The sequence below is a fragment of the Pseudarthrobacter sp. NCCP-2145 genome (genome assembly GCF_023708005.1).
GTDB lineage: Bacteria > Actinomycetota > Actinomycetes > Actinomycetales > Micrococcaceae > Arthrobacter > Arthrobacter oxydans.
This window is the reverse complement of sequence record NZ_BRCG01000011.1, coordinates 1-19,927: the sequence shown is the minus strand read 5'-3', so window position 1 is coordinate 19,927 and position 19,927 is coordinate 1. Positions and strand designations below refer to the sequence as shown.

Below are 19,927 nucleotides of genomic sequence, written 5' to 3'. Positions count from 1 at the left end.
CGCTGCGGTTCTACTGCCGATGCGGCTTCTGCCGCTGGGGCTACTTCCCCTGGCGGCGTGCCGGCAGCGGGGCGGGACGCAGCCGGCGGTAGCCTTCGCGGGCCGGCGGACGGTCGGTGGGCAGTTCCTGGATCATTTCCTTCAGCGCACCAATGCCGTACTCCAGCTGGGGGTCCCGGCCCGCGGCATAGGCATGGGGCGGGAACGTGACCTCGATGTCCGGGTCCACCCCGTAGTTCTCCACGCTCCAGCCCACACCGCCGCCGAACCAGGTGGCGTACCGCGGCTGCGTCACGCCGGTGCCGTCGGCCAGGGCGAAGCGGTTGTCGATGCCCACCACCCCGCCCCACGTGCGCGTTCCGATGACCGGCCCGATCCCCCTCAGCTTGGACACCTGCGTGATGATGTCCCCGTCCGAGCCGGCAAACTCATCGGCCAGGATGATCACCGGACCGCGCGGCGCATGGTGGGGGTATGTCCGGGGCTTTTCGCCGCGGGGCATGCTCCAGCCCGTGACCTTGCGTCCAATGAGCTCTGCCACCAGCTGCGAGGTGTGCCCGCCGCGGTTGCGCCGCACATCGACGATCAGTCCGTCCAGGGCAGTTTCGGTGTCCAGGTCCCGGTGCAGCTGTGCCCAGCCGTTCGCCATCATGTCCGGGATGTGGAGGTAGCCGAATGTGCCCGCTGACGCTTCACGGACGGTCCGCCGGTTCGAAGCCACCCATTCCTGGTACCGGAGGCGCTCCTCGTCCTTGACGGGCACGACGGCGACGCGGCGCTGGGTGCCCGCTGCGGCTCCGTGCGCAGCACCGTTCAGGAGGGTCAGCTCGACGGCGCGCCCTGCGGCTCCGACAAGCTGCATGGCCGGGGTGACGCTTTCCGAGAGCGGCACGCCGTCGATGGCGAGCAGGATATCCCCCGCCTTGCCGCCGACGCCGGGCCGGGTCAGGGGCGACGTCGCCAGCGGGTCGGAGGACTCGCCGGCAAGGATCCGCGTGATTTCCCAGCCGGCGGACGTGTAGGCCAGGTCGGCGCCCAGCCTGCCCTGGCCGTGGCTGCCGTTCTCCGTGACAAGTGCCGGCCGGACGTAGGCGTGCGAGGTTCCCAGCTCGCCGTGCAGTTCCCAGAGGAGGTCCACCAGGTCATCGTGGGAGCCCAGGCGCTCCACCAGGGGACGGTAGCGCTTGTGGATGGATTCCCAGTCCTGGCCGGCCATGTCCTCGGTCCAGAAGAAGTCGCGCTGCAGCCGCCACGCCTCGTCGAAGGCCTGGCCCCATACGCTGAGCGGTTCCATCATGACCCGGATCCGGCCGAGGTCAACCTTGACCAGCTTCCCGGATTCCTCATCCGCCTTGGCATCTGCGGGCACCACGGTGACCTGCTTGTCCGAGACCAGCACCACCTTGCTGCGGTCCCCTGACAGCCGGTAGCTGTCCAGCGCGTCCACCAGGGTGGCCTGCTTTCGCCGTCCAAGGTCGAACCGGACCAGGCTGGGGCGGGCGTCCTTGTCGTCCTGGCTGGCCTTGCCGTCGCCGGTGACCCCGGCGAGGGCCCAGTCGAGCCACAGCAGGGCCCCCTCAGTTGCCTTCAGTGAGGTGTAGTTCCCCTGCGGCACGGGAACGGTGATGACCCGGTGGGCCAGGCCCTCGGCGTCCACCCGAACGTCCGGTGCTGCCGATTCCCCGTCCGGGCCCTGCCCGTCTCCCCCTGCGGCGGCAGCTTCCCCTGCATCGGAGTCCACCGCGGGACCAAAGGGCGACGGCGTGTCCGCCGCGAGTGCCACAAGGTACGGCTTGATGGGGCTGGGGAAGGAGAGGTCGAAGGAATGTCCGTCGTACACCGGGTCGAAGCTGCGGTTCGACAGGAACGCCAGGAACTTCCCGTCCGGGGTAAAGACCGGGGACTTGTCTCCGAAGCGGCCGTCCGTGACATCCACCGGGACGGATCCCGGCTTTGCCACGCTGGCCATCCGCAGCCGGCTGCGGGAACCGAAGGACGTGACCGGTTCCGACCACACGAGCCACTGCGAGTCCGCCGACCACGAGAGGTCGGCAACCGTGCCCTCGCCAATGCTGGACACCAGCGTCAGTTCACCTGTGCGGGTGTCCGCCACATAAACCTCGCCGAAGGACGTGCCGAGGGCGAGCCGTTGCCCGTCAGGACTGGCTTCCAGGGCGCTGGCACGCGACGGACGGGGAAAGTCGATGCGGGTTGCTGCCGGAAGTGCCTGTGCTTCGGCGGAGGAGCCGGCTTCAGGAGCAACGTCGGCCTGCTCATCAGAGGCGTGGGCCGGCACGGCGTTCCCGGCCAGCGCAGGGTTCCCGGCCAGCGCGGCAGCACCGGCAGCGGGGACCGGCTGCGGCAGGACTACGGTCTCTTCCTTTCCTGCGGCCACCGGCGTGGGAACGTCCGCCGTGCTGCGGGTTGCGGCGCCACCCGGGCCCGCGCTCCCTTCCGTGCCGCCAAGCCCGGCATGCGGCACCGGAGCCGCGATGTCCTTGATGTACAACGCCTCGACGTTGCCGTGGTCTGCGAGGTAGGCGATCCGACCGTCCCCCAGGGGCCGGGGCAGGCGGGCGCGGACACCCGGCGTCGCCTCGATGATGCGGGACGGCCCGTCCTTGTGGCGCAGCCAGTGGATGGTGCCGTGGGCTTCGATTGCACTGGCGGAACCGGTCGTGTCAGGTACTGCCGCACCGAGGTGCCTGGCGGTCTTGAGCAGGGCAGGACGCCTGGACTGCGAGGCGGAGCCAAGGGTGATGTCCAGCCGAACGGCGTCGGAGCCGAGATCGTGCAGTACCCACAGCTCGCCGGCGGATTCGAAAATGACCCGTTTGCCGTCGGTGGCGGCATGCCGGACGTAGAAGTCCTCGTGGTCCGTGTGGCGGCGCAGGTCCTTTCCGCTGGGAAGGACCGAATAGAGGTTGCCGTAGCCCTCGTGGTCCGAAAGGAAGGCGATCCGGCCGTCCACCCACATGGGATCGGCAAGGTTGCCGTCAAGCTCCGGCACCAGGCGTTCAAACTCCCCGTTGCCGTCGGCGTCGATCCACAGCTTCCCCGCGGTGCCGCCGCGGTAGCGTTTCCACCAGGCGGGTTCGCGGGACAGCACGCTGCCCACCACCACGGGCCGCTCGTCGCCCACCTCCGGACCAAAGGCTACGGACTCAACCGGCCCGTACGGGAGTTCCTCGGCCCAGCCGCCCTCTAGCGGGACGCTGTAGGCGTGCGTGTGCCTGCTTTCGGCCTGGCGGAACGCGCTGGTGACCACCACTGAACCGCTGGCAGTGAATCCCTTGACCCGCGTTGTGGTGTGGCCGAAGAAGGTCAGCTGCCTGTACCCGCCGCCGTCGACTTCTGCCGACACCACTTCCGGCGCCGTTCCCTGGACCACCGTCCACACCAGCCGCTTCCCGTCGGGGGTGAACCGGGGGTTGCGGGCGGGCAGTTGGAGGGCCGAGACGCGCCAGGCGCGGCCGCCGCCCAAGGGCGCGATCCACACGTCGTCCTCGGCCACGAAAGTGACCAGATCGCCGTGCAGATGCGGGAAACGGAAGTAGCTGGAAAAGGTCATCGTTCGATCATAGTCAACCCTCCTGCGGCCTGTCGGGAGGTGCCGCCGGCGCTGCGGCGTGGTGAGATGGACCATGCGCATCGTCATGGCCGGCGCCTCCGGGCTCCTCGGCACTTCCATGTCAGAAACCTTCACCAAGGCAGGCCACGACGTCGTGTCCCTGGTCAGGGGGGACCCCGCCTCCGCGTCCGAGGTCAGGTGGGATCCCGCGGCCGGTGACCTGGATCCGCAGGCCCTGGCCGGGGCGGATGCCGTGGTTAACCTTTCCGGCGCCGGCATCGGGGACCGGCCCTGGACCCGCAAACGGGTGGAGGAGCTGTTCAGCTCGCGGATTGGATCAACGCGGACCCTCACGCAGGCGATGCGGCACTTGGATTCCCCGCCGGCGGCCTTTATCAGCCAGTCCGGCTCGAACTATTACGGCGACGCCGGCAACACCGTACTCCGTGAGTCCGCACCGCCGGGATCGGGAACCTTGTCGCGGATCTGCGTTGAGTGGGAGGACGCAGCCCGTTCGGCCCCGGACGGGGTGCGGGTGGTGACAACGCGGACAGGCGTTGTCCTCAGCCGGTCAGGCGGGGCGCTGGGCAGGCTGCTGCCCCTGATCCGGCTGGGCCTGGGCGGGCCGCTGGGGAGCGGCCGGCAGTACTGGCCCTGGGTCACCCTGCCGGACGTATCGGCGGCATTCCTCTTTCTGCTCGAGTCACGGGTCAGCGGGCCAGTGAACCTGTGCGCTCCCGAGCAGGCTGACGTGGGCACGCTGGTGGGGGAAATTGCGCGTGCACTGCACCGGCCCGCGGCCCTGCGGGTCCCCGCCCCTGTGCTGCGGCTGCTGATGCGGGATCTGGCGGAGGAACTCCTGCTTTCCAGCCAGCGCATGGAACCGGCGGTGCTCCTCGGGGCCGGTTTCGCGTGGCAGCACCCCACGGTGGCAGAGGCCGCCCAGTGGGTTGCCGGCAAGGACTAGGTGGGGATCAGTCCCCTGGAAGGATCTCGCTGATGCGCCACGCGCCGCCCACGGTCACGAGGACCAGTCGGAGCTGGCGGCTGGTGGTGGCCGGGCCCGTCCCGACGACGGAGCCCCCGGCATCCTTCTCCTCATATGCGGAGGAACTGGAGCGCACCCGCACCAGGGCGCGGGCGGCAGTGGCTTCGTCCTCCAGATGCAACTCGGCAAGGGTGCTGGAAAACCCGGCGAGGACGTGGCCGGAGCTTCGAAGCCGTTCGGCTGTCCGCCCATCGGCGGCAGCTGCCGGGGAGCCTCCCGCGTTAACCTCGTCGAGCAGCCCGAGCTCTCCCGTGCTGAAGGCCAGGTCCCGCAGGGCAGCGAGGCCCTGGACAGCCTGGATGGGATCCGACGCCCGCGCCTGCTGCCTGGCCGCAGCCGCAGGGCCACCGCTGTTGTCGCCCCCGCCGTTTTTCACTGCTCCCTGTTCGCTCCCGCCGATTTCGGTGGGAGCGCCGGAGATGTCCTGGGCTGCTGGGCTGGCAGCAGGTCCACTTGCTGCATCTTCACTTTCCGCAGCCCCACCCGAGGGAGTGTCGGGCGCCCATCCGCCGCCGGATTCCTGACCAACACTGGACTCCCGGACCGTGACGGACTCCGGCGCAGGACCTGGCTTAAAAGGCAGTTCTGCGGCCCCTGCAAGCCACCATGCCACGGCCGCCGCCACCACGGCGGCCGCAGGGAGGAAGCCTCGCAGCAGTGGCGCGCGGCGCTGCAGGGGTGAGCGGCGCCGTCCCCTGCTGAGGTGGGTTGGGCCAGGATGTGCCACGCCCGCATCTGCCGGGCTGGATCGTACTGGACCTCCACCTGTTGGGCTGGATCGTGCCGTGCCGGTATCTGCTGTGCCAACTTCTGCTGTGCCAACATCTGCCGGGCCAGCTTGGGCGCTGCCAACGTCCGCTCGGCCGGCGTGCTTCCCGCCGGAAGGGCGGCGTTCGTTGACGGGCTGTGGAAACGGCATGCGCGGGCCGGCGAAGGAATGGCCGGACCATCTGGCAGTGGCGATCCACCTTCCTGCGGCCTTGTACTTTTCCGCAGCTGCCCTGGGCCGGGATGGTGCCGGGTCCTGCCGGCGGGTCAACAGCTCCGGAATCACCGTGGGATGGACGGAGGCGGCGAGGTCCAGTGGCCGGGGCGACGCGCTGCGGTAGACGGCGGTAGCCAGCGCCGCCGCGGTGGGCCGGGCACGCCGGTCCTCGTTCAGGCCTGCTTCCAGTGCAGCGGCCAGCTCCCGCGGAACATCCGGAACCAGGAGCGGCAGCGGCGGCCGGCCCGACGTCCTGGGCGGAGCCTGGCCCGTGAGGCAGAACCAGCCCAGCGCCGCCGTCGAATAGACATCCCTTTCGGGCTGCAGGCCACGCACGGCGTCCACCGGTGACGGGTCCACGAAGCCCGGTGTTCCTGACGCTGCTGCATGGCCGGGGTCGCCCAGCATCCGCGCGATGCCGACGTCTGACAGCAAGGGTTTTCCCTGCCCGGTGAACAGGACGTTTCCCGGCGAGACGTCCGCATGGGTGAATCCCTTGCTGTGCAGGTATCCCAGCGCCTGGGCGATGGGTGTCAGCACCGTGACCGTTTCGCCAACGCTCAACTTTCCGCGGCTGGCCATGAGGCCGGCCAGGGACCCGCCCGGCGCATAATCCATCACCAGGGCCGTGCCGCCTTCGGGCTGTCCTGGAAACCGGACGGCATCATGTGCCTTGACCAGGTGCGGGTGGTCCAGGACTGACAGGATGCGGACCTCGCGCCGGACCGCGTCCTCAGTCAGCGGTTCACCACCGGCTGGGCCGGCCGTGCCGGGGTGGAAGCACTTGAGGGCAAAGTCCCGCCCGGTCCGGTTTTCCCTGGCCAGCCAGACCGTCGCGCACCCTCCGCGCCCCAGCATGCGTCCCACGGCGAAGCCGGGCACCCCGGGCGGCACCTCGGGCACCTGCGAAATTTCCATACGACATGTCTAGCCGAATCCTCTTCGCCGTGCAGAAGTTATCCACAGGCTTCACGGCAGCGCCCGGCCACGCTGGAGGCTCCGTGTGACGTCCCTCCGGCAGGTGGGTGAGCTTCAACACTAAACCGGGCACGGGACGCCGCGGGGTCTAAGCTGGATGCCATGACTCTTGAGTTTTCACAGCTGGGTCTTGCTCCCGATTTTGTCGACTACACCCGTGGCTGGCAGATCCAGAGCGAACTCCACGACAAAGTGGTCGCGGGGATGGCCCCCAGCACTGTCCTCCTCCTGGAACACGCTGCGGTCTACACCGCAGGCAAACGGACCGAGGATCATGAACGGCCCTTCGACGGCACTCCGGTGGTCCCCGTGGACCGGGGCGGAAAGCTGACCTGGCACGGGCCCGGCCAGCTGGTGGGATACCCCATCATCAAACTGAAAAACCGGGCAGGCATCCGCGACTATGTGGAACGCCTGGAAGCCGTGATCATCGCGGTGCTGGCCGATTACGGAATCACCGCAGTCCGCATCAAGGGCAGGGCCGGAGTCTGGATCACCGCGGACAGCAAGGGCCCGGACCGGAAGATTGCCGCCATCGGCATTCGGGTGCATGAGGGCGTGACCATGCACGGGTTCGCCATCAACTGCAACAACGACCTCGCCCCCTATTCCCAGATCATCGCCTGCGGCATCACTGACGCCGGCGTGACAACCATCGCCCAGGAAACGGGCCGTGACGTCGCCCCGGCTGACCTCGTGGCCCGCATTACAGAAGAACTGCGCAAGAATGAAGACGCCCTGGTCGCTACCCCCGAAGGAGCACTACTGTGACATTGGCACCTGAAGGCCGGAAGCTTTTGCGCGTTGAACAGCGCAATTCTGCTGTTCCGGTGGAGCGTAAGCCGGAGTGGATCAAGGCGAAGGTCCAGATGGGCCCGGAGTTTGTCCAGCTCAAGAACCTGGTCAAGAAAGAAGGCCTGCACACGGTGTGTGAGGAGGCCGGTTGCCCCAACATTTTCGAGTGCTGGGAGGACAAGGAAGCCACGTTCCTGATCGGCGGGTCCGAGTGCACCCGGCGCTGTGATTTCTGCCAGATCGATACCGGCAAGCCCTCCCCGGTGGACATGTTCGAACCCACCAAGGTGGCCCGGTCCGTGCAGGCGATGCAGCTGCGTTACGCCACCGTCACCGGCGTGGCCCGGGACGACCTCGAAGACGAGGGCGTGTGGCTGTACGCCGAGACGGTCCGGAAGATCCACGAACTGAACCCCGGCACCGGGGTGGAACTGCTGATCCCGGACTTCTCCGGCAAACCCGGGCACATCAAAGCCATCTGCGATTCCAGGCCCGAGGTGTTCGCGCACAACGTCGAGACCGTGCCCCGGATCTTCAAGCGGATCCGGCCCGCGTTCCGGTACGAGCGGTCCCTGGACGTGATCACGCAGGGCCGGAACCTGGGCATGGTCACCAAGTCCAACCTGATCCTGGGCATGGGCGAAACCCGCGAGGAGATCTCCGAGGCCCTGCGGGACCTGCACGAGGCCGGGTGCGACCTGATCACCATCACCCAGTACCTGCGCCCGAGTGAGCGGCACCTGCCGGTGGACCGGTGGGTCAAGCCGCAGGAATTCGTGGACCTCCAGGACGAGGCCACCGAGATCGGGTTCCTCGGCGTGATGTCCGGGCCGCTGGTCCGTTCCTCCTACCGCGCCGGGCGGCTCTGGGCCACCGCGATGCGGAAGAAAGGTTGGGAGATCCCCGCCGAACTCGCCCACATCGAGTCCTCCGGCAGCACCCGCCAGGAAGCCAGCTCACTCATCGCAGCACACCACTGATCTGCAGTTCCCCAAAAAACGCAGCGTCCCCGCAGGGCCGGCACAGGAATAATCCGGTGCCGGCCCTGCGGCTTTGGTCACGTAGAATTAAGGCACTATGGCGAAATCCCCTGATTCCAGCAACTCCACTCCGTCTGGCTCCAGCGCAGTCAAGCGTGGCCTCTTCTCCCGCAAGCCGAAAGAAGCGAAGGCCAAGAAGCCCAGCCGGCTCAAGCAGATCCGCGAAGTCTTCACCATGACCCGCCGTCATGACCCCATGGTCCCGTGGCTGATGCTGCTGGTTTTCCTTGGCGTCGTGGCTGTCAGCTTCCTGGTGGGCTTCTGGCTGGAAAACTGGATCACCGGCCTGATCATCGGCATCCCCCTGGGCCTGCTTGGCGCCACGTTCATCCTGTCCCGCAGGGCAGAACGCGCCGCATTCGCCCAGATCGAGAACCAGCCCGGCGCTTCCGGCGCCGCACTGGGAACGCTCCGCCGCGGCTGGATCACCGAGGAACAGCCTGTTGCCGTCAACCCAAGGACGCAGGACGCCGTCTTCCGCGCCATCGGCCGTCCCGGCGTCGTCCTTGTCAGCGAAGGCCCTACGCACCGGGTAAAGCCTCTTCTGGACGCGGAACGCAAACGGCTTGCGCGCATCCTGCCGAACGTCACCGTCCACGTCATCGAAAGCGGCCGGGGCGAGGGCCAGGTGCCCATCAGCGAGGTGGCCAAGAAGATGGGCAAGCTCAAGAAGGAACTGACCAAGCTTGAGGTGAACGCAGTGTCCAAGCGCATCTCCTCACTGGGCAACCGCCTCCCGATCCCCAAGGGCATCGACCCCTACAAGGCGCGTCCCAACCGCGGACGCTAGTTTTTGAACCTGCCCCGGTTCCGGCTCCGGCCGGCAGCCGGGGCGTTTCTTTGCCGCTTTCACGGCAGGAGAGGACGTTATTGTGACCTTCAAGAAAACAGCGGTGATCCGCGCATTCCGGATCCTGGCCATCGCCGAAGCCTTCAGCTGGGCGGCGCTCCTTATCGGCATGTACTTCAAGTGGATTGCCGGCACCACTGAAATAGGCGTCCAGGTTGCCGGACCAATACATGGTGCACTGTTTGTGGGCTACGGCATTGCCGCCCTTGCGCTTTGGAGGCTGCAGCGGTGGCCCTTCGTCGTGGCGCTGTTCGCAGGCATCTCCGCCGTTTTCCCGTTCGCCACGGTCCTGTTCGAGCGCTGGGCGGACAAGCGGAACTACCTGGACGCCACCCCGCCGACACCGGACACCACGGCAGTCCGGGAAGCCAGCTCCGTCTAGCGGCGCTTCGGGCCCGGAAGTCCGGGGCTGCGGCCGTTAGCGCCGCACCAGCAGCGTATCCATGGCCTTGTCGTGGAGGCCCCGGTGGTCGGGGTCGAAAATTACCGCGGGGATGACCAGGCAAAGCAGCAGGGACCTCACCAGCGCCGCCAGCGGCCCGGCCGGCCCGCCGCCGGCCTTCACCACGTGGATCCCCATGGCACGGTGTCCGATGCTGTAGCCCAGGGTTCCTATCAGCAGGGTCTGTTCAACGGCGAAGATCGCCAGGGTGGCCCACGGATCTCCTCCGAAAGCGAAGTTGCTGATCAGGAGCGCGACGCCCCAGTCGATCATGATGGCCGCGATCCTGCGGCCCGCCCGCGCAATGGAGCCTGGTCCCGACTCGGGCAGTCCCAGCCGCTCCCCCGGATATTTCGAAATGCCCGATGTATCGGGGCCGGAGAGCCAGGAGCCGATGTCTTTGCGATCTACCACGGTCCAAGCTTAGCGACTTCCCGCCGACCACACTGTGGATGGAGTTAGACCACAGAGTGGACGGAAGATAGCGTTGCCATATCAGGGCACTATGTAACCTGCCCGAAACAATGCGGACACGGACGGGAAATGCCGCGTCCATAGGCTGTTACCAGTTTCAAGCAATCCGCCGGCGGGCAGTACAGGGCAGGTAACACCAGCAGGGTACTTACAGCAGGGAAACTGCGTTTCCCTGCGCTTCGGATTGCGCTGGATCAGCTGGCTTGCCAGCCAGATATTACATATGCGTTAGGAGCATAGATGTTCAAGACTGCGGACGAAGTCCTCAAGTTCATCAAGGACGAAGATATTAAATTCGTCGATATCCGCTTCACCGACCTCCCCGGCGTCCAGCAGCACTTCAACGTGCCGGCCAAGAGCGTTGACGCTGACTTCTTCGTCAACGGCCAGCTCTTCGACGGATCCTCCATCCGCGGCTTCCAGGGCATTGCAGAATCTGACATGCAGCTGATCCCGGACGTCACCACTGCGTTCCTGGACACCTTCCGCATGGAGAAGACGCTGGCGCTGAACTTCTCCATCGTCAACCCCCGTACGGGCGATCCGTACCACCGCGACCCCCGCGGCGTTGCCGAGAAGGCCGAAGCCTACCTGGCCTCCACCGGCATTGCCGATACCGCGTTCTTCGCTCCCGAAGCTGAGTTCTTCGTGTTCGACAATGTGCAGTACCAGTCCTCCCCCCAGGGCAGCTTCTACAAGATCGACTCCGAGGAAGCCCACTGGAACACGGGCCGCGAGGAAGAAGGCGGAAACCTGGGTTACAAGACCCCCGTCAAGGGCGGTTACTTCCCGGTTTCCCCCACCGACAAGCAGGCTGACCTGCGCGACGCCATGTGTGTCGCCCTGGACGAGGCCGGCCTTGAGGTCGAGCGCAGCCACCACGAAGTTGGATCCGCCGGCCAGGCAGAGATCAACTACAAGTTCACCACCCTGACGCACGCTGCCGATGACCTGCAGAAGTTCAAGTACGTCATCAAGAACACCGCAGACGCCTGGGGCAAGTCCGTAACGTTCATGCCCAAGCCGGTCTTTGGCGACAACGGCTCCGGCATGCACTGCCACCAGTCGCTGTGGAACGGCGGCGAGCCGCTGTTCTACGACGAGAAGGGCTACGCCGGCCTGTCCGACACCGCCCGCTGGTACATTGGCGGCCTGCTCAAGCACGCCTCCGCCGTCCTGGCCTTCACCAACCCGACGGTGAACTCCTACCGCCGCCTGGTCAAGGGCTTCGAAGCTCCGGTCAACATGGTTTACTCGCAGGGCAACCGCTCCGCAGGTATCCGCATCCCGATCACGGGCTCCAACCCCAAGGCCAAGCGCATCGAGTTCCGCGCTCCGGACCCCTCCTCCAACCCGTACCTGGCGTTCGCTGCCCAGCTGATGGCCGGCATCGACGGCATCCGCAACCGCATTGAGCCCCCGGCCCCGATCGACAAGGACCTCTACGAGCTCCCCGCCGAAGAGGCCAAGGACATTCCCAAGGCTCCGGGCACCCTCGAGGAAGCACTGGAGGCCCTGCGCGAGGACAACGAGTTCCTGCAGGCCGGTGGCGTGTTCACCCAGGACCTGATCGACACCTGGATCGAGTACAAGTACGAGAACGAGATCCGCCCGCTGTCCCTGCGCCCGAACCCCTACGAGTTCGAGCTCTACTACGGCGTCTAGCATCACCGTCTCCTGAGACACCAAAGGCGGCCACCGCTTCACCGGTGGCCGCCTTTTGCGTGTGGCCCGAAGGTGGGAGCCCGGCTCCAGACGTGCTGAGACCGGGAGCCGGACCCCCTGACGAATGCCCCCCGGGACGAAGACCAGTTTCAGCCCTCCCCCCAACAAGGTTGAAGAACACCGCCATTCCACATGATCGGGCAATCGCTTTCTCAGCGCAATGCGGCCCGCCGCCTGTTATGCCATTGTGGTCAAAAACTGTGGAACATGATCCGCTGCGGACCCGCCTGCCCGCCAATGTACTGTCCCCGGTCCACGAACCCGGCGCGGTTGTAGGCGGACAGGCCCGCAGCGTTCGCTTCATTGACGGAAAGAACGACGCCGGCCTCCCCCGTTTGGTGCCTGGCGGTGAGTTTTTGGGCGGCGGACACAGCGGCGGCCGCCGCGAGCGGCCCGAGCCCCCTGCCCTGTTCGCGCCTGTCGATCAGGAAGCCCCTGAGGAGCCACGCAGAGTGGTCGTCCGGCCAGCCTGCCAGGCGCGCCGCCCCGGCCTGCAGGGTCAGGACACCAACGGCCCGGCCTGCGGACTCGATCACATAGGGCCGGCGTGATTCCTCGGCGAGTCCGGCCAGTGCCATGCGGAGCGGATCGCCAACAAACCTGTCCTGCCCCGGCCCCGTTTCGAGTCCGGCAACTGCCTCGAGGTGGATGGCGCGGGCGTCGTCGTCGAGGTCCTGGAGCGAAATCAGCCAGACCCCCGTGCCCATGCTGTTCAGGACTGCGGTCCGGCAGGATCTTCGCCTGAAGGGGAGCCGGCCGGCGGGCCTGCCGGGTCCATCCAGAAAACCTCCCAAAGGTGACCGTCCGGATCCTGGAAGCTGTGGTTGTACATGAAGCCGTAGTCCTGGGCACCCTGGGACGCCGAGCCGCCGTTGGCCAGGGCAGTCTGCACTGCCTGGTCCACGGCCTCCCTGCTGTCCACGGAGTAGGCGATGATTGCCTCCGCTGAACCGCTGGTGCCGGCGACCTCCTTGGTGGTGAAGGTCTTGAAGTACGCCTCCACCAGGAGCATCACGTACGCGTTCTCGTTGACCACCATGCACGTGGCCTTCTCGTCCGTGAAATCAGGGTTGAAGGTGAAGCCCAGGGCCGTGAAGAACCGGACCGAGCGTTGGAGGTCCTGGACGGGCAGGTTGAGGAAGAGTTGGCTTGCCATGCGCTCAACCTAGCACCGGACCCTGACAGGCGTCAGCCGCTTCCTGCCGCCCCCTGCCGGCTACTGGCCGTAGAAGACCCGCTCGAAGACAGCCCTCGCCCGCCGGCTGACCCGCAGGTAATCCTCCTCCAGCGCCGCTGCCTGTCCCGGTTCGTACCCGCACCAGCGGGCCACAGCTTCCAGGTCCCGCCGGGACGACGGCAGAAGGTCCGACGCCTTGCCGCTCCAGATGACGTTCGCGGACCGGATCCGGCTTGCAAGACGCCAGGCGGCGGCCAGCAGGCCGGCGTCGTCCCGTGCGAGCAGGCCGGACCGGGCGGCAGCATCCAGCGCTTCCAGGGTGGACGTGGTCCGCAGCTCCGGGTGGCTGCCGGCGTGCTGCAACTGCAGGAGCTGCACAAGCCATTCGACGTCGCTCAGTCCGCCCCGGCCCAGCTTGAGGTGGCGGGCGGGGTCCGCGCCGCGGGGCAGTCGTTCGGACTCCACGCGCGCCTTGATCCGCCTGATTTCCCGCACGTCGGTCTCCGCAACCGATTCCGGATACCTGATGGGGTCGATGAGTTCCAGGAAGTCCTTGGCCAGGTCGTCATTGCCGGCCATGGGACGGGCCCTGAGCAGTGCCTGCGCCTCCCAGATAAGGGACCAGCGCCGGTAGTATTCCGCAAAGGAGTCGAGGGAACGGACCATGGCACCGTTCTTCCCCTCGGGGCGCAGGTCCGCATCCATCTGGAGCACCCGCTCGGCCATGATGGCCGGCTTCAACGGCTGCGTCAGCAGGGTGGAAACCTTGTTGACGATCCGGGTGGCCTGCTCCTGTGCTTCTTCGGGGCTGAACCCGGGCAGGGCCCTGTGCACGTACATCACATCCGCGTCCGAACCGTAGCCGATCTCGCGGCCGCCCTGGCGTCCCATGGCAACCACCAGCACGGTGGTCTTCAGCGGCCCGTTGGCGGAGACGATGCCCTCCGCCACGCGCAGGGCGCCCAGGACCGCGGCCCTGTCCGTGTCCGCCAGGGCCCTCCCCACCTGGTCCTGGTCCAGCAGGCCGGCCGAATCGGCGATGGCGATCCGAAGGATTTCACGACGCCGGATCAGCCGGATGAGGCGCATGGCGCTTTCCGGATCCGCATGCCGAGACATCTTGGAGGTGATTTCCTGCCACTGGGCATCGAACCCCACAGGTGCCAGGTCCTTGTCCTGGCCCAGCCAGGCCACGGACTCGGGCGAAACCTCCAGCAGATCCGCGATGAGCCGTGAGTTGGACAGCATGTGGCACAGCCGCTCTGCGGCAGCATTGGAGTCCCGGAGCATCCCCAGGTACCAGTGCGTGGTTCCCAGGGCTTCGCTGACGCGCCGGAACGCAAGGAGCCCGGCGTCCGCGTCCACGCCTTCAGCCAGCCAGTCGAGCAGGATCGGCAGCAGCTGCCGCTGGAGGGCTGCGCGCCGGCTGACCCCGGCGGTCAGCGCCTCGATATGGCGCATGGCGCCCTTCGGGTCCCGGTACCCCAGCGCAGCCAGGCGGCCCTCGGCTGCTTCCGGCGTCAGCCTTGCGTCTTCGCTGCTGAGCTTGGCCGCCGTGTTGAGCAGCGGGCGGTAGAAGATGCGCTCGTGCAATTCCCGGACGGAGCGCTTGGTCTTCTGCCAGGTGGACAGCAGGGCGTCCGGATGGGGCCGCTCGTTGGAGAACGGGCCCAGCACGGCTTTTGCCAGCGACCTGAGCGCCGGTTCGGCAACGGGCATCAAGTGCGTCCTGCGCAGCTGGAAGAGCTGGATGCGGTGTTCCAGCAGGCGCAGGTAGCGGTAGGCGTTGTCGAAGGCGGCCGCGTCCGAGCGGCCGATATAGCCCCCCGCGGACAGGGCCGCGATGGCGGAGGTGGTGTCCCGGCGCCGTAATGTTTCGTCTGCCTTGCCGTGGACCAGCTGGAGCAGCTGCACGGTGAATTCGACGTCACGCAGCCCGCCGCGGCCAAGCTTGATCTGCCGCTGCTCCTCCGCAGCCGGAATGTGTTCGGTCACCCGGCGGCGCATGGCCTGCACCGATTCCACGAATCCGTCCCGGCTGGCCGAACTCCAGATCAGCGGCGCCACGGCTTCCTCGTAGCGGCGGCCGAGGTCGGCGTCGCCGGCAATGGTCCGGGCCTTCAGCAGCGCCTGGAACTCCCAGCTTTCAGCCCAGCGGGCATAGTACGTCTGGTGCGAGGCCAGGGTACGGACCAGTGGCCCGGACTTTCCTTCCGGCCGGAGGTTCGCGTCCACCTCCCACAGGCCCGGTTCACGGGCAACGGAGGAAATGGCACGGGAAATTCCGCTCGCCAGCGCTGTTCCTATGGTGTTCGCCTTCGCGTCATCGAGGGCGCCGGGGTCCACCACGTAGATGACGTCGACGTCGGAAATGTAGTTCAGTTCGCGGGCGCCGCACTTGCCCATCCCGATCACGGCAAGGCCGACGTCGGCAACGTCCCCGGAGCCGTACTGCTCGACCGCCTCTGCGCGCGAGACGGCAAGCGCGGCTTCGATGGCTGCGCCGGCAAGGTCCGCGAGCTCCGCCCCCGCTGACGGGAGGAAGTCCAGGGGATCGGCTGCGCACAGGTCCTTGACGGCCAGGTCCACTACGCCCCTGCGGTACGCCGTGCGAAGCGCCGCATAGGCGTCATTCCCGGTGCTTGCTGCCACGGGCCGGACGGCGCGGGGGTCGGCTCCCACAGACTGCAGGAGGACCCCGCGCAGGGCGGCGGGATCGGCCTGCATCGGCTCGGGGCTGGCGCGGACATGGAAGGCCTCCAGGTGTTCCGGATGCCGGATCAGGAACTCCCCCAGGGCTTCGGATGCGCCCAGCACGCGGTACATCGGTTCGCTGGCGTCGGGGTCGGCGGCGGCCAGTTCCCGGAGCGCCGGGTGCTTTTCGATCAGGCGGACCAGGGACTGCAGCGCGGTGTCCGGGCTGGCTGCCAGCTGCAGGCCCGCAAACAGCCTGTCCTGGTCCAGCCCTTCCAGTTCCGGCGCAGCAAGGAACCGCTCCCCCTTGTCGAGGTCGCTGAATCCGGCCGCAATGAGGCGGCGTGCCAGGCTCACGCCGGCAGCCTAGAGGATGCCGAGGTTGCGCTGCAGCTCGTAGGGCGTCACCTGCAGGCGGTAGTCCTGCCACTCGGCACGCTTGTTGCGCAGGAAGTGCTCAAACACCTGCTCTCCCAGGATCTGGGGCATGAGCTCAGAGTCTTCCATGGTCCGGATGGCGTCATGCAGGCTGGCAGGGAGGGGATCGTGTCCCATGGCGCGACGTTCGGCCGAGCTCAGCGACCATACGTCGTCCTCGGCGGCGGCCGGGAGGTCGTAGCCTTCCTCGATGCCTTTCAGGCCGGCCCCGAGCAGGACCGCGTAGGCCAGGTAGGGGTTGGCCGCGGAGTCGATGCCGCGGTACTCGATCCGTGCGGACTGGCCCTTGCCCGGCTTGTACAGCGGAACCCGAACCAGGGCTGAGCGGTTGTTGTGGCCCCAGCTCAGGTAGCTCGGAGCCTCTCCGCCGCCCCAGAGGCGCTTGTAGGAGTTAACGAACTGGTTGGTCACTGCGGTGAATTCGGGCGCGTGCTTGAGGATGCCGGCGATGAACTGGCGGGCGGTCTTTGAGAGCTGGAATTCGGCGCCGGCCTCATAGAACGCGTTGGTGTCGCCTTCGAACAGCGAGAAGTGCGTGTGCATGCCGGAGCCCGGGTGGGCGGTGAACGGCTTGGGCATGAAGGTGGCATAGGTGCCCTGCTGCAGAGCCACCTCCTTGATGACGGTGCGGAAGGTCATGATGTTGTCCGCGGTCTGCAGGGCGTCCGCGTAGCGCAGGTCGATTTCATTCTGGCCGGGGCCTGCCTCGTGGTGGCTGAATTCCACGGAGATGCCCACGGATTCGAGCATGGTGACAGCTGTCCGGCGGAAGTCCTGGGCCACGCCGCCAGGAACATGGTCAAAATAGCCGCCCTCGTCCACGGGCACGGGGGCGCCGTCCGGGCCGGGTTCCTGGGACTTGAGGAGGTAGAACTCGATTTCGGGGTGGGTGTAGCAGGTGAAGCCCATGTCGGCGGCCTTGGCGAGGGTCCGCTTCAGGACGTTGCGGGGATCCGCGGCAGACGGTTCGCCGTCCGGCGTGAGGATATCGCAGAACATGCGCGAGGTCTGTTCCGTCTCCCCGCGCCACGGCAGGATCTGGAAGGTGGAGGGATCGGGCTGGGCCAGCATGTCTGACTCGAATACCCGGGCCAGGCCTTCAATGGCGGAGCCGTCGAAGCCCAGGCCTTCCTCGAACGCACCCTCAACCTCTGCGGGGGCCAGTGCCACGGACTTGAGCGAACCCACGACGTCGGTGAACCACAGGCGCACGAAACGTACGTCGCGCTCTTCGATTGTGCGCAGGACAAACTCTTGCTGGCGGTCCATGATGGCCTCTTCTCCGGTCAACGTCCATGCTCCGGGCCCGCAGTAAAGGGAAGCCGGCAGCAGTTCACCAACACTGTACTAAGCATTCGGCGCCGATGCTGAAGCCTGCGCCGCGCGTAACACAGCGTTAACGCCCCGCCACCGGATTTGAGCCGCGCAACCGGGCTGTGCGCACCGTCCGGACCCGCCGCAGGCCGGTCCCTATGACCCTTATCACCAGGGGAGCCTCCGGTCCGCGGTAGCTAGGACAGCGGCTCCCCCACTACGCTCATGCCATGGCCTCAAGCACCAGCTCCGATTCCAGCATGTCCGCCGACGTCCCCGCCCCCTACGGCACCGGGCCGGGCCAGGCAGCTGCGCCTGCGGCTGCGGCAGAGCCGAAGCCGGCCAAGGTGCGCATCCACCACCTGCAGCAGGCCAAGAGGGACGGTACCAAGTTCGCCATGCTGACTGCCTACGAGCAGTACACGGCTGAAATCTTTGACGCCGCCGGAATCGAGGTTCTCCTGGTCGGCGACTCGGCCTCGAACAACGTGTTCGGCAACGAGACCAGCCTTCCCGTCACGGTGGACGAACTGCTGCCTCTCTGCCGTGCCGTAGCACGCAGCGCCAAGCGCGCTCTCATCGTGGCCGACCTGCCGTTCGGCAGCTATGAGGTGTCCGCGGAACAGGCAGTCGGGGCCGGCGTCAGGTTCCTCAAGGAAGGCCTGGCGCACGCCGTCAAGATCGAGGGCGGCGCCTACTATGCGCCCACGGTGAAGGCCATGGTCCAGGCCGGCATTCCGGTCATGGCACATATCGGTTTCACCCCGCAGAGCGAGCACGCCCTGGGCGGTTACCGCGTGCAGGGCCGCGGCGACGATGCGCAGCGCCTTATCGACGACGCAGTCGCCCTCGCTGAGGCGGGCGCGTTCTGCGTGCTGATGGAGATGGTCCCCGCCGGGACGGCAGCTGCCGTGGACGCGGCTGTTCCCGTCCCCACCGTGGGCATCGGCGCGGGCAAGGAAACAACCGGACAGGTGCTCGTGTGGCAGGACATGGCCGGGCTGCGGGGCGGGCGGATGGCCAAGTTCGTCAAGCAGTACGCAGACCTGCGCAGCACGCTGCTGGACGCTGCCACGCAGTATGGCAATGACGTCAGGTCAGGACAGTTCCCCGGGCCGGAACACTCGTTCTAAAAGGCGCCGACGGAACAGGCGGGCCGGCACCCGGCCGGCCTGCCCGCCCGACGGTCAGTCGTCGTCGTCCTTTTCCCAGGCCTCATTGCGGGCCCGCACCTTCTCCAGCGCGTGTTCGGCTTCCTCCCGCGTTTTGTACGGTCCGATCAGCTGGCTCCAGTCGGACAGCCGGTCCTCTTCGATCTCATGCGTATTGACGTTGTACCAGTACTCAGTCATCGTTGCTCCTCGTTCCGGCGGCGGGAAAGCTGCGGCGTGACCCGCGTAACTTAAATTCTTACGCAGGCCCTGCGCGGCTTCCGGTTGTTAGGCGTTCTGCACTGCCTTATATGATCAATCTATGCCTTCCCTTGCCTCGACTGCACCCATCGGCACCCTCACCCCGGGAACCATAGGTCCGCAGCGTCCCGTCCCGGCGTCCATCCCCCGGCCGGAGTACGTCGGCAGGCCCGCACCGGCGAAATTCACCGGTTCGGAGGTCAAGTCCCCGGAAACAATCGAGAAGATCCGGATCGCGGGGAAGATCGCAGCACAGGCCATCGTGGAGGTGGGCAAGCACATCCAGCCCGGCGTCACCACCGACCAGCTGGACAAAGTGGGCCACGAGTTCCTCCTTGACCACCACGCCTACCCGTCCACCCTCGGTTACCGGGGCTTCCCCAAGTCGCTGTGCTCCTCCCTGAACGAGGTCATTTGCCATGGCATCCCGGACAGCACAGTGGTCCGGGACGGGGACATCCTCAACATCGACATCACCGCCTTCATCAACGGAGTCCACGGGGACACCAACTACACCTTCCTGGTGGGCGACGTGGACGAGGAATCCCGGCTGCTGGTGGAACGCACCCGGGAGTCCCTGAACCGGGCCATCAAGGCTGTGGCTCCCGGACGGGAAATCAATGTCATCGGCAGGGCCATCCAGTCCTACGCCAAGCGCTTCGGCTATGGTGTTGTCCGTGATTTCACCGGGCACGGCGTGGGCGAAGCCTTCCATACCGGGCTCATCATTCCGCACTACGACGCTGCACCGGCCTACAACACGGTGATCGAGGCCGGCATGGTCTTCACCATTGAACCGATGCTCACCCTCGGCACCGTGGAATGGGACATGTGGGCCGATGACTGGACCGTTGTCACCAAGGACCGGAAGCGCACTGCCCAGTTCGAGCACACGCTGCTGGTGATGGACTCCGGCGCGGAAATCCTCACGCTGCCCTAGCCCTGCCCCCACCTGGCACCCCTACGACGCACACACCATGGCCC

Annotated in this window: 16 protein-coding genes; 8 read left to right on the top strand and 8 right to left on the bottom strand. The window is 66.9% G+C overall.

Annotated features, from left to right (window positions below; genetic code table 11):
• Positions 1 to 40 precede the first annotated feature (40 nt).
• A complete protein-coding gene (locus NFU08_RS11045) occupies positions 41 to 3,571 on the bottom strand; it encodes a S41 family peptidase (protein WP_251423207.1) in 3,531 nt (1,176 codons plus the stop codon).
• Between the two features lie 73 nt (positions 3,572 to 3,644).
• On the opposite strand from NFU08_RS11045, the gene NFU08_RS11040 reads away from it, so the two are divergent.
• Positions 3,645 to 4,538: a TIGR01777 family oxidoreductase gene (locus tag NFU08_RS11040; RefSeq protein WP_251423204.1), complete on the top strand. Its 894-nt coding sequence runs from the start codon at positions 3,645 to 3,647 to the stop codon at positions 4,536 to 4,538.
• Between the two features lie 7 nt (positions 4,539 to 4,545).
• On the opposite strand, the gene NFU08_RS11035 is transcribed toward NFU08_RS11040, so the two are convergent.
• Positions 4,546 to 6,522, bottom strand: coding sequence for a serine/threonine-protein kinase (locus NFU08_RS11035; RefSeq protein ID WP_251423201.1), 1,977 nt, complete (start codon positions 6,520 to 6,522; stop codon positions 4,546 to 4,548).
• A gap of 162 nt (positions 6,523 to 6,684) precedes the next feature.
• Here NFU08_RS11035 and lipB point away from each other — a divergent pair, with 162 nt between their 5' ends.
• The 4 genes from lipB to NFU08_RS11015 all read left to right on the top strand — a co-directional run bounded on the left by lipB (position 6,685) and on the right by NFU08_RS11015 (position 9,649).
• Complete coding sequence (lipB, locus tag NFU08_RS11030) at positions 6,685 to 7,353, top strand: lipoyl(octanoyl) transferase LipB (protein ID WP_174177042.1); 669 nt, start codon at positions 6,685 to 6,687, stop codon at positions 7,351 to 7,353.
• Positions 7,350 to 8,357: a lipoyl synthase gene (gene lipA, locus NFU08_RS11025; RefSeq protein WP_174177040.1), complete on the top strand. Its 1,008-nt coding sequence runs from the start codon at positions 7,350 to 7,352 to the stop codon at positions 8,355 to 8,357. The genes lipB and lipA overlap by 4 nt, the downstream gene beginning before the upstream one ends.
• A 97-nt stretch (positions 8,358 to 8,454) precedes the next feature.
• The gene (locus NFU08_RS11020) at positions 8,455 to 9,207 is read left to right on the top strand and encodes a DUF4191 domain-containing protein (protein WP_174177038.1); all 753 of its coding nucleotides are present in this window, start codon (positions 8,455 to 8,457) and stop codon (positions 9,205 to 9,207) included.
• A gap of 82 nt (positions 9,208 to 9,289) precedes the next feature.
• Entirely contained in the window at positions 9,290 to 9,649 is a 360-nt protein-coding gene (locus NFU08_RS11015) for a DUF3817 domain-containing protein (protein WP_251423199.1), read from the top strand.
• A gap of 36 nt (positions 9,650 to 9,685) precedes the next feature.
• On the opposite strand, the gene NFU08_RS11010 is transcribed toward NFU08_RS11015, so the two are convergent.
• Positions 9,686 to 10,123, bottom strand: a complete 438-nt coding sequence (locus NFU08_RS11010) for an RDD family protein (protein ID WP_174177034.1) — start codon at positions 10,121 to 10,123, stop codon at positions 9,686 to 9,688.
• Between the two features lie 300 nt (positions 10,124 to 10,423).
• Between NFU08_RS11010 and glnA (NFU08_RS11005) the strand changes: the two genes are divergently transcribed.
• A complete protein-coding gene (gene glnA / locus NFU08_RS11005; RefSeq protein ID WP_174177032.1) occupies positions 10,424 to 11,848 on the top strand; it encodes a type I glutamate--ammonia ligase in 1,425 nt (474 codons plus the stop codon).
• 251 nt (positions 11,849 to 12,099) lie between these two features.
• Here glnA (NFU08_RS11005) and NFU08_RS11000 read toward each other — a convergent pair whose 3' ends face one another.
• From NFU08_RS11000 to glnA (NFU08_RS10985), 4 genes are read right to left on the bottom strand one after another with little or no spacing between them, the layout of a single operon-like run.
• Positions 12,100 to 12,615, bottom strand: coding sequence for a GNAT family N-acetyltransferase (locus NFU08_RS11000; protein WP_251423197.1), 516 nt, complete (start codon positions 12,613 to 12,615; stop codon positions 12,100 to 12,102).
• A gap of 5 nt (positions 12,616 to 12,620) precedes the next feature.
• On the bottom strand, positions 12,621 to 13,064 hold the full coding sequence (locus NFU08_RS10995) for a VOC family protein (RefSeq protein ID WP_251423194.1): 444 nt from the start codon (positions 13,062 to 13,064) through the stop codon (positions 12,621 to 12,623).
• A 60-nt stretch (positions 13,065 to 13,124) separates the two neighbouring features.
• Positions 13,125 to 16,136, bottom strand: coding sequence for a bifunctional [glutamine synthetase] adenylyltransferase/[glutamine synthetase]-adenylyl-L-tyrosine phosphorylase (locus tag NFU08_RS10990; RefSeq protein ID WP_251423191.1), 3,012 nt, complete (start codon positions 16,134 to 16,136; stop codon positions 13,125 to 13,127).
• Positions 16,137 to 16,145: 9 nt separating this feature from the next.
• Positions 16,146 to 17,486, bottom strand: coding sequence for a type I glutamate--ammonia ligase (gene glnA / locus NFU08_RS10985; RefSeq protein ID WP_066280551.1), 1,341 nt, complete (start codon positions 17,484 to 17,486; stop codon positions 16,146 to 16,148).
• Positions 17,487 to 17,761: 275 nt separating this feature from the next.
• Between glnA (NFU08_RS10985) and panB the strand changes: the two genes are divergently transcribed.
• A complete protein-coding gene (gene panB, locus NFU08_RS10980) occupies positions 17,762 to 18,664 on the top strand; it encodes a 3-methyl-2-oxobutanoate hydroxymethyltransferase (RefSeq protein WP_174177024.1) in 903 nt (300 codons plus the stop codon).
• Between the two features lie 54 nt (positions 18,665 to 18,718).
• Here panB and NFU08_RS10975 read toward each other — a convergent pair whose 3' ends face one another.
• Positions 18,719 to 18,883 carry an SPOR domain-containing protein gene (locus tag NFU08_RS10975; RefSeq protein WP_188732230.1) on the bottom strand — a complete coding sequence of 55 codons (165 nt, stop codon included), beginning with the start codon at positions 18,881 to 18,883 and terminating at the stop codon, positions 18,719 to 18,721.
• Positions 18,884 to 19,004: 121 nt separating this feature from the next.
• On the opposite strand from NFU08_RS10975, the gene map reads away from it, so the two are divergent.
• Positions 19,005 to 19,883, top strand: coding sequence for a type I methionyl aminopeptidase (gene map, locus NFU08_RS10970; RefSeq protein ID WP_251423187.1), 879 nt, complete (start codon positions 19,005 to 19,007; stop codon positions 19,881 to 19,883).
• Positions 19,884 to 19,927 lie beyond the last annotated feature (44 nt).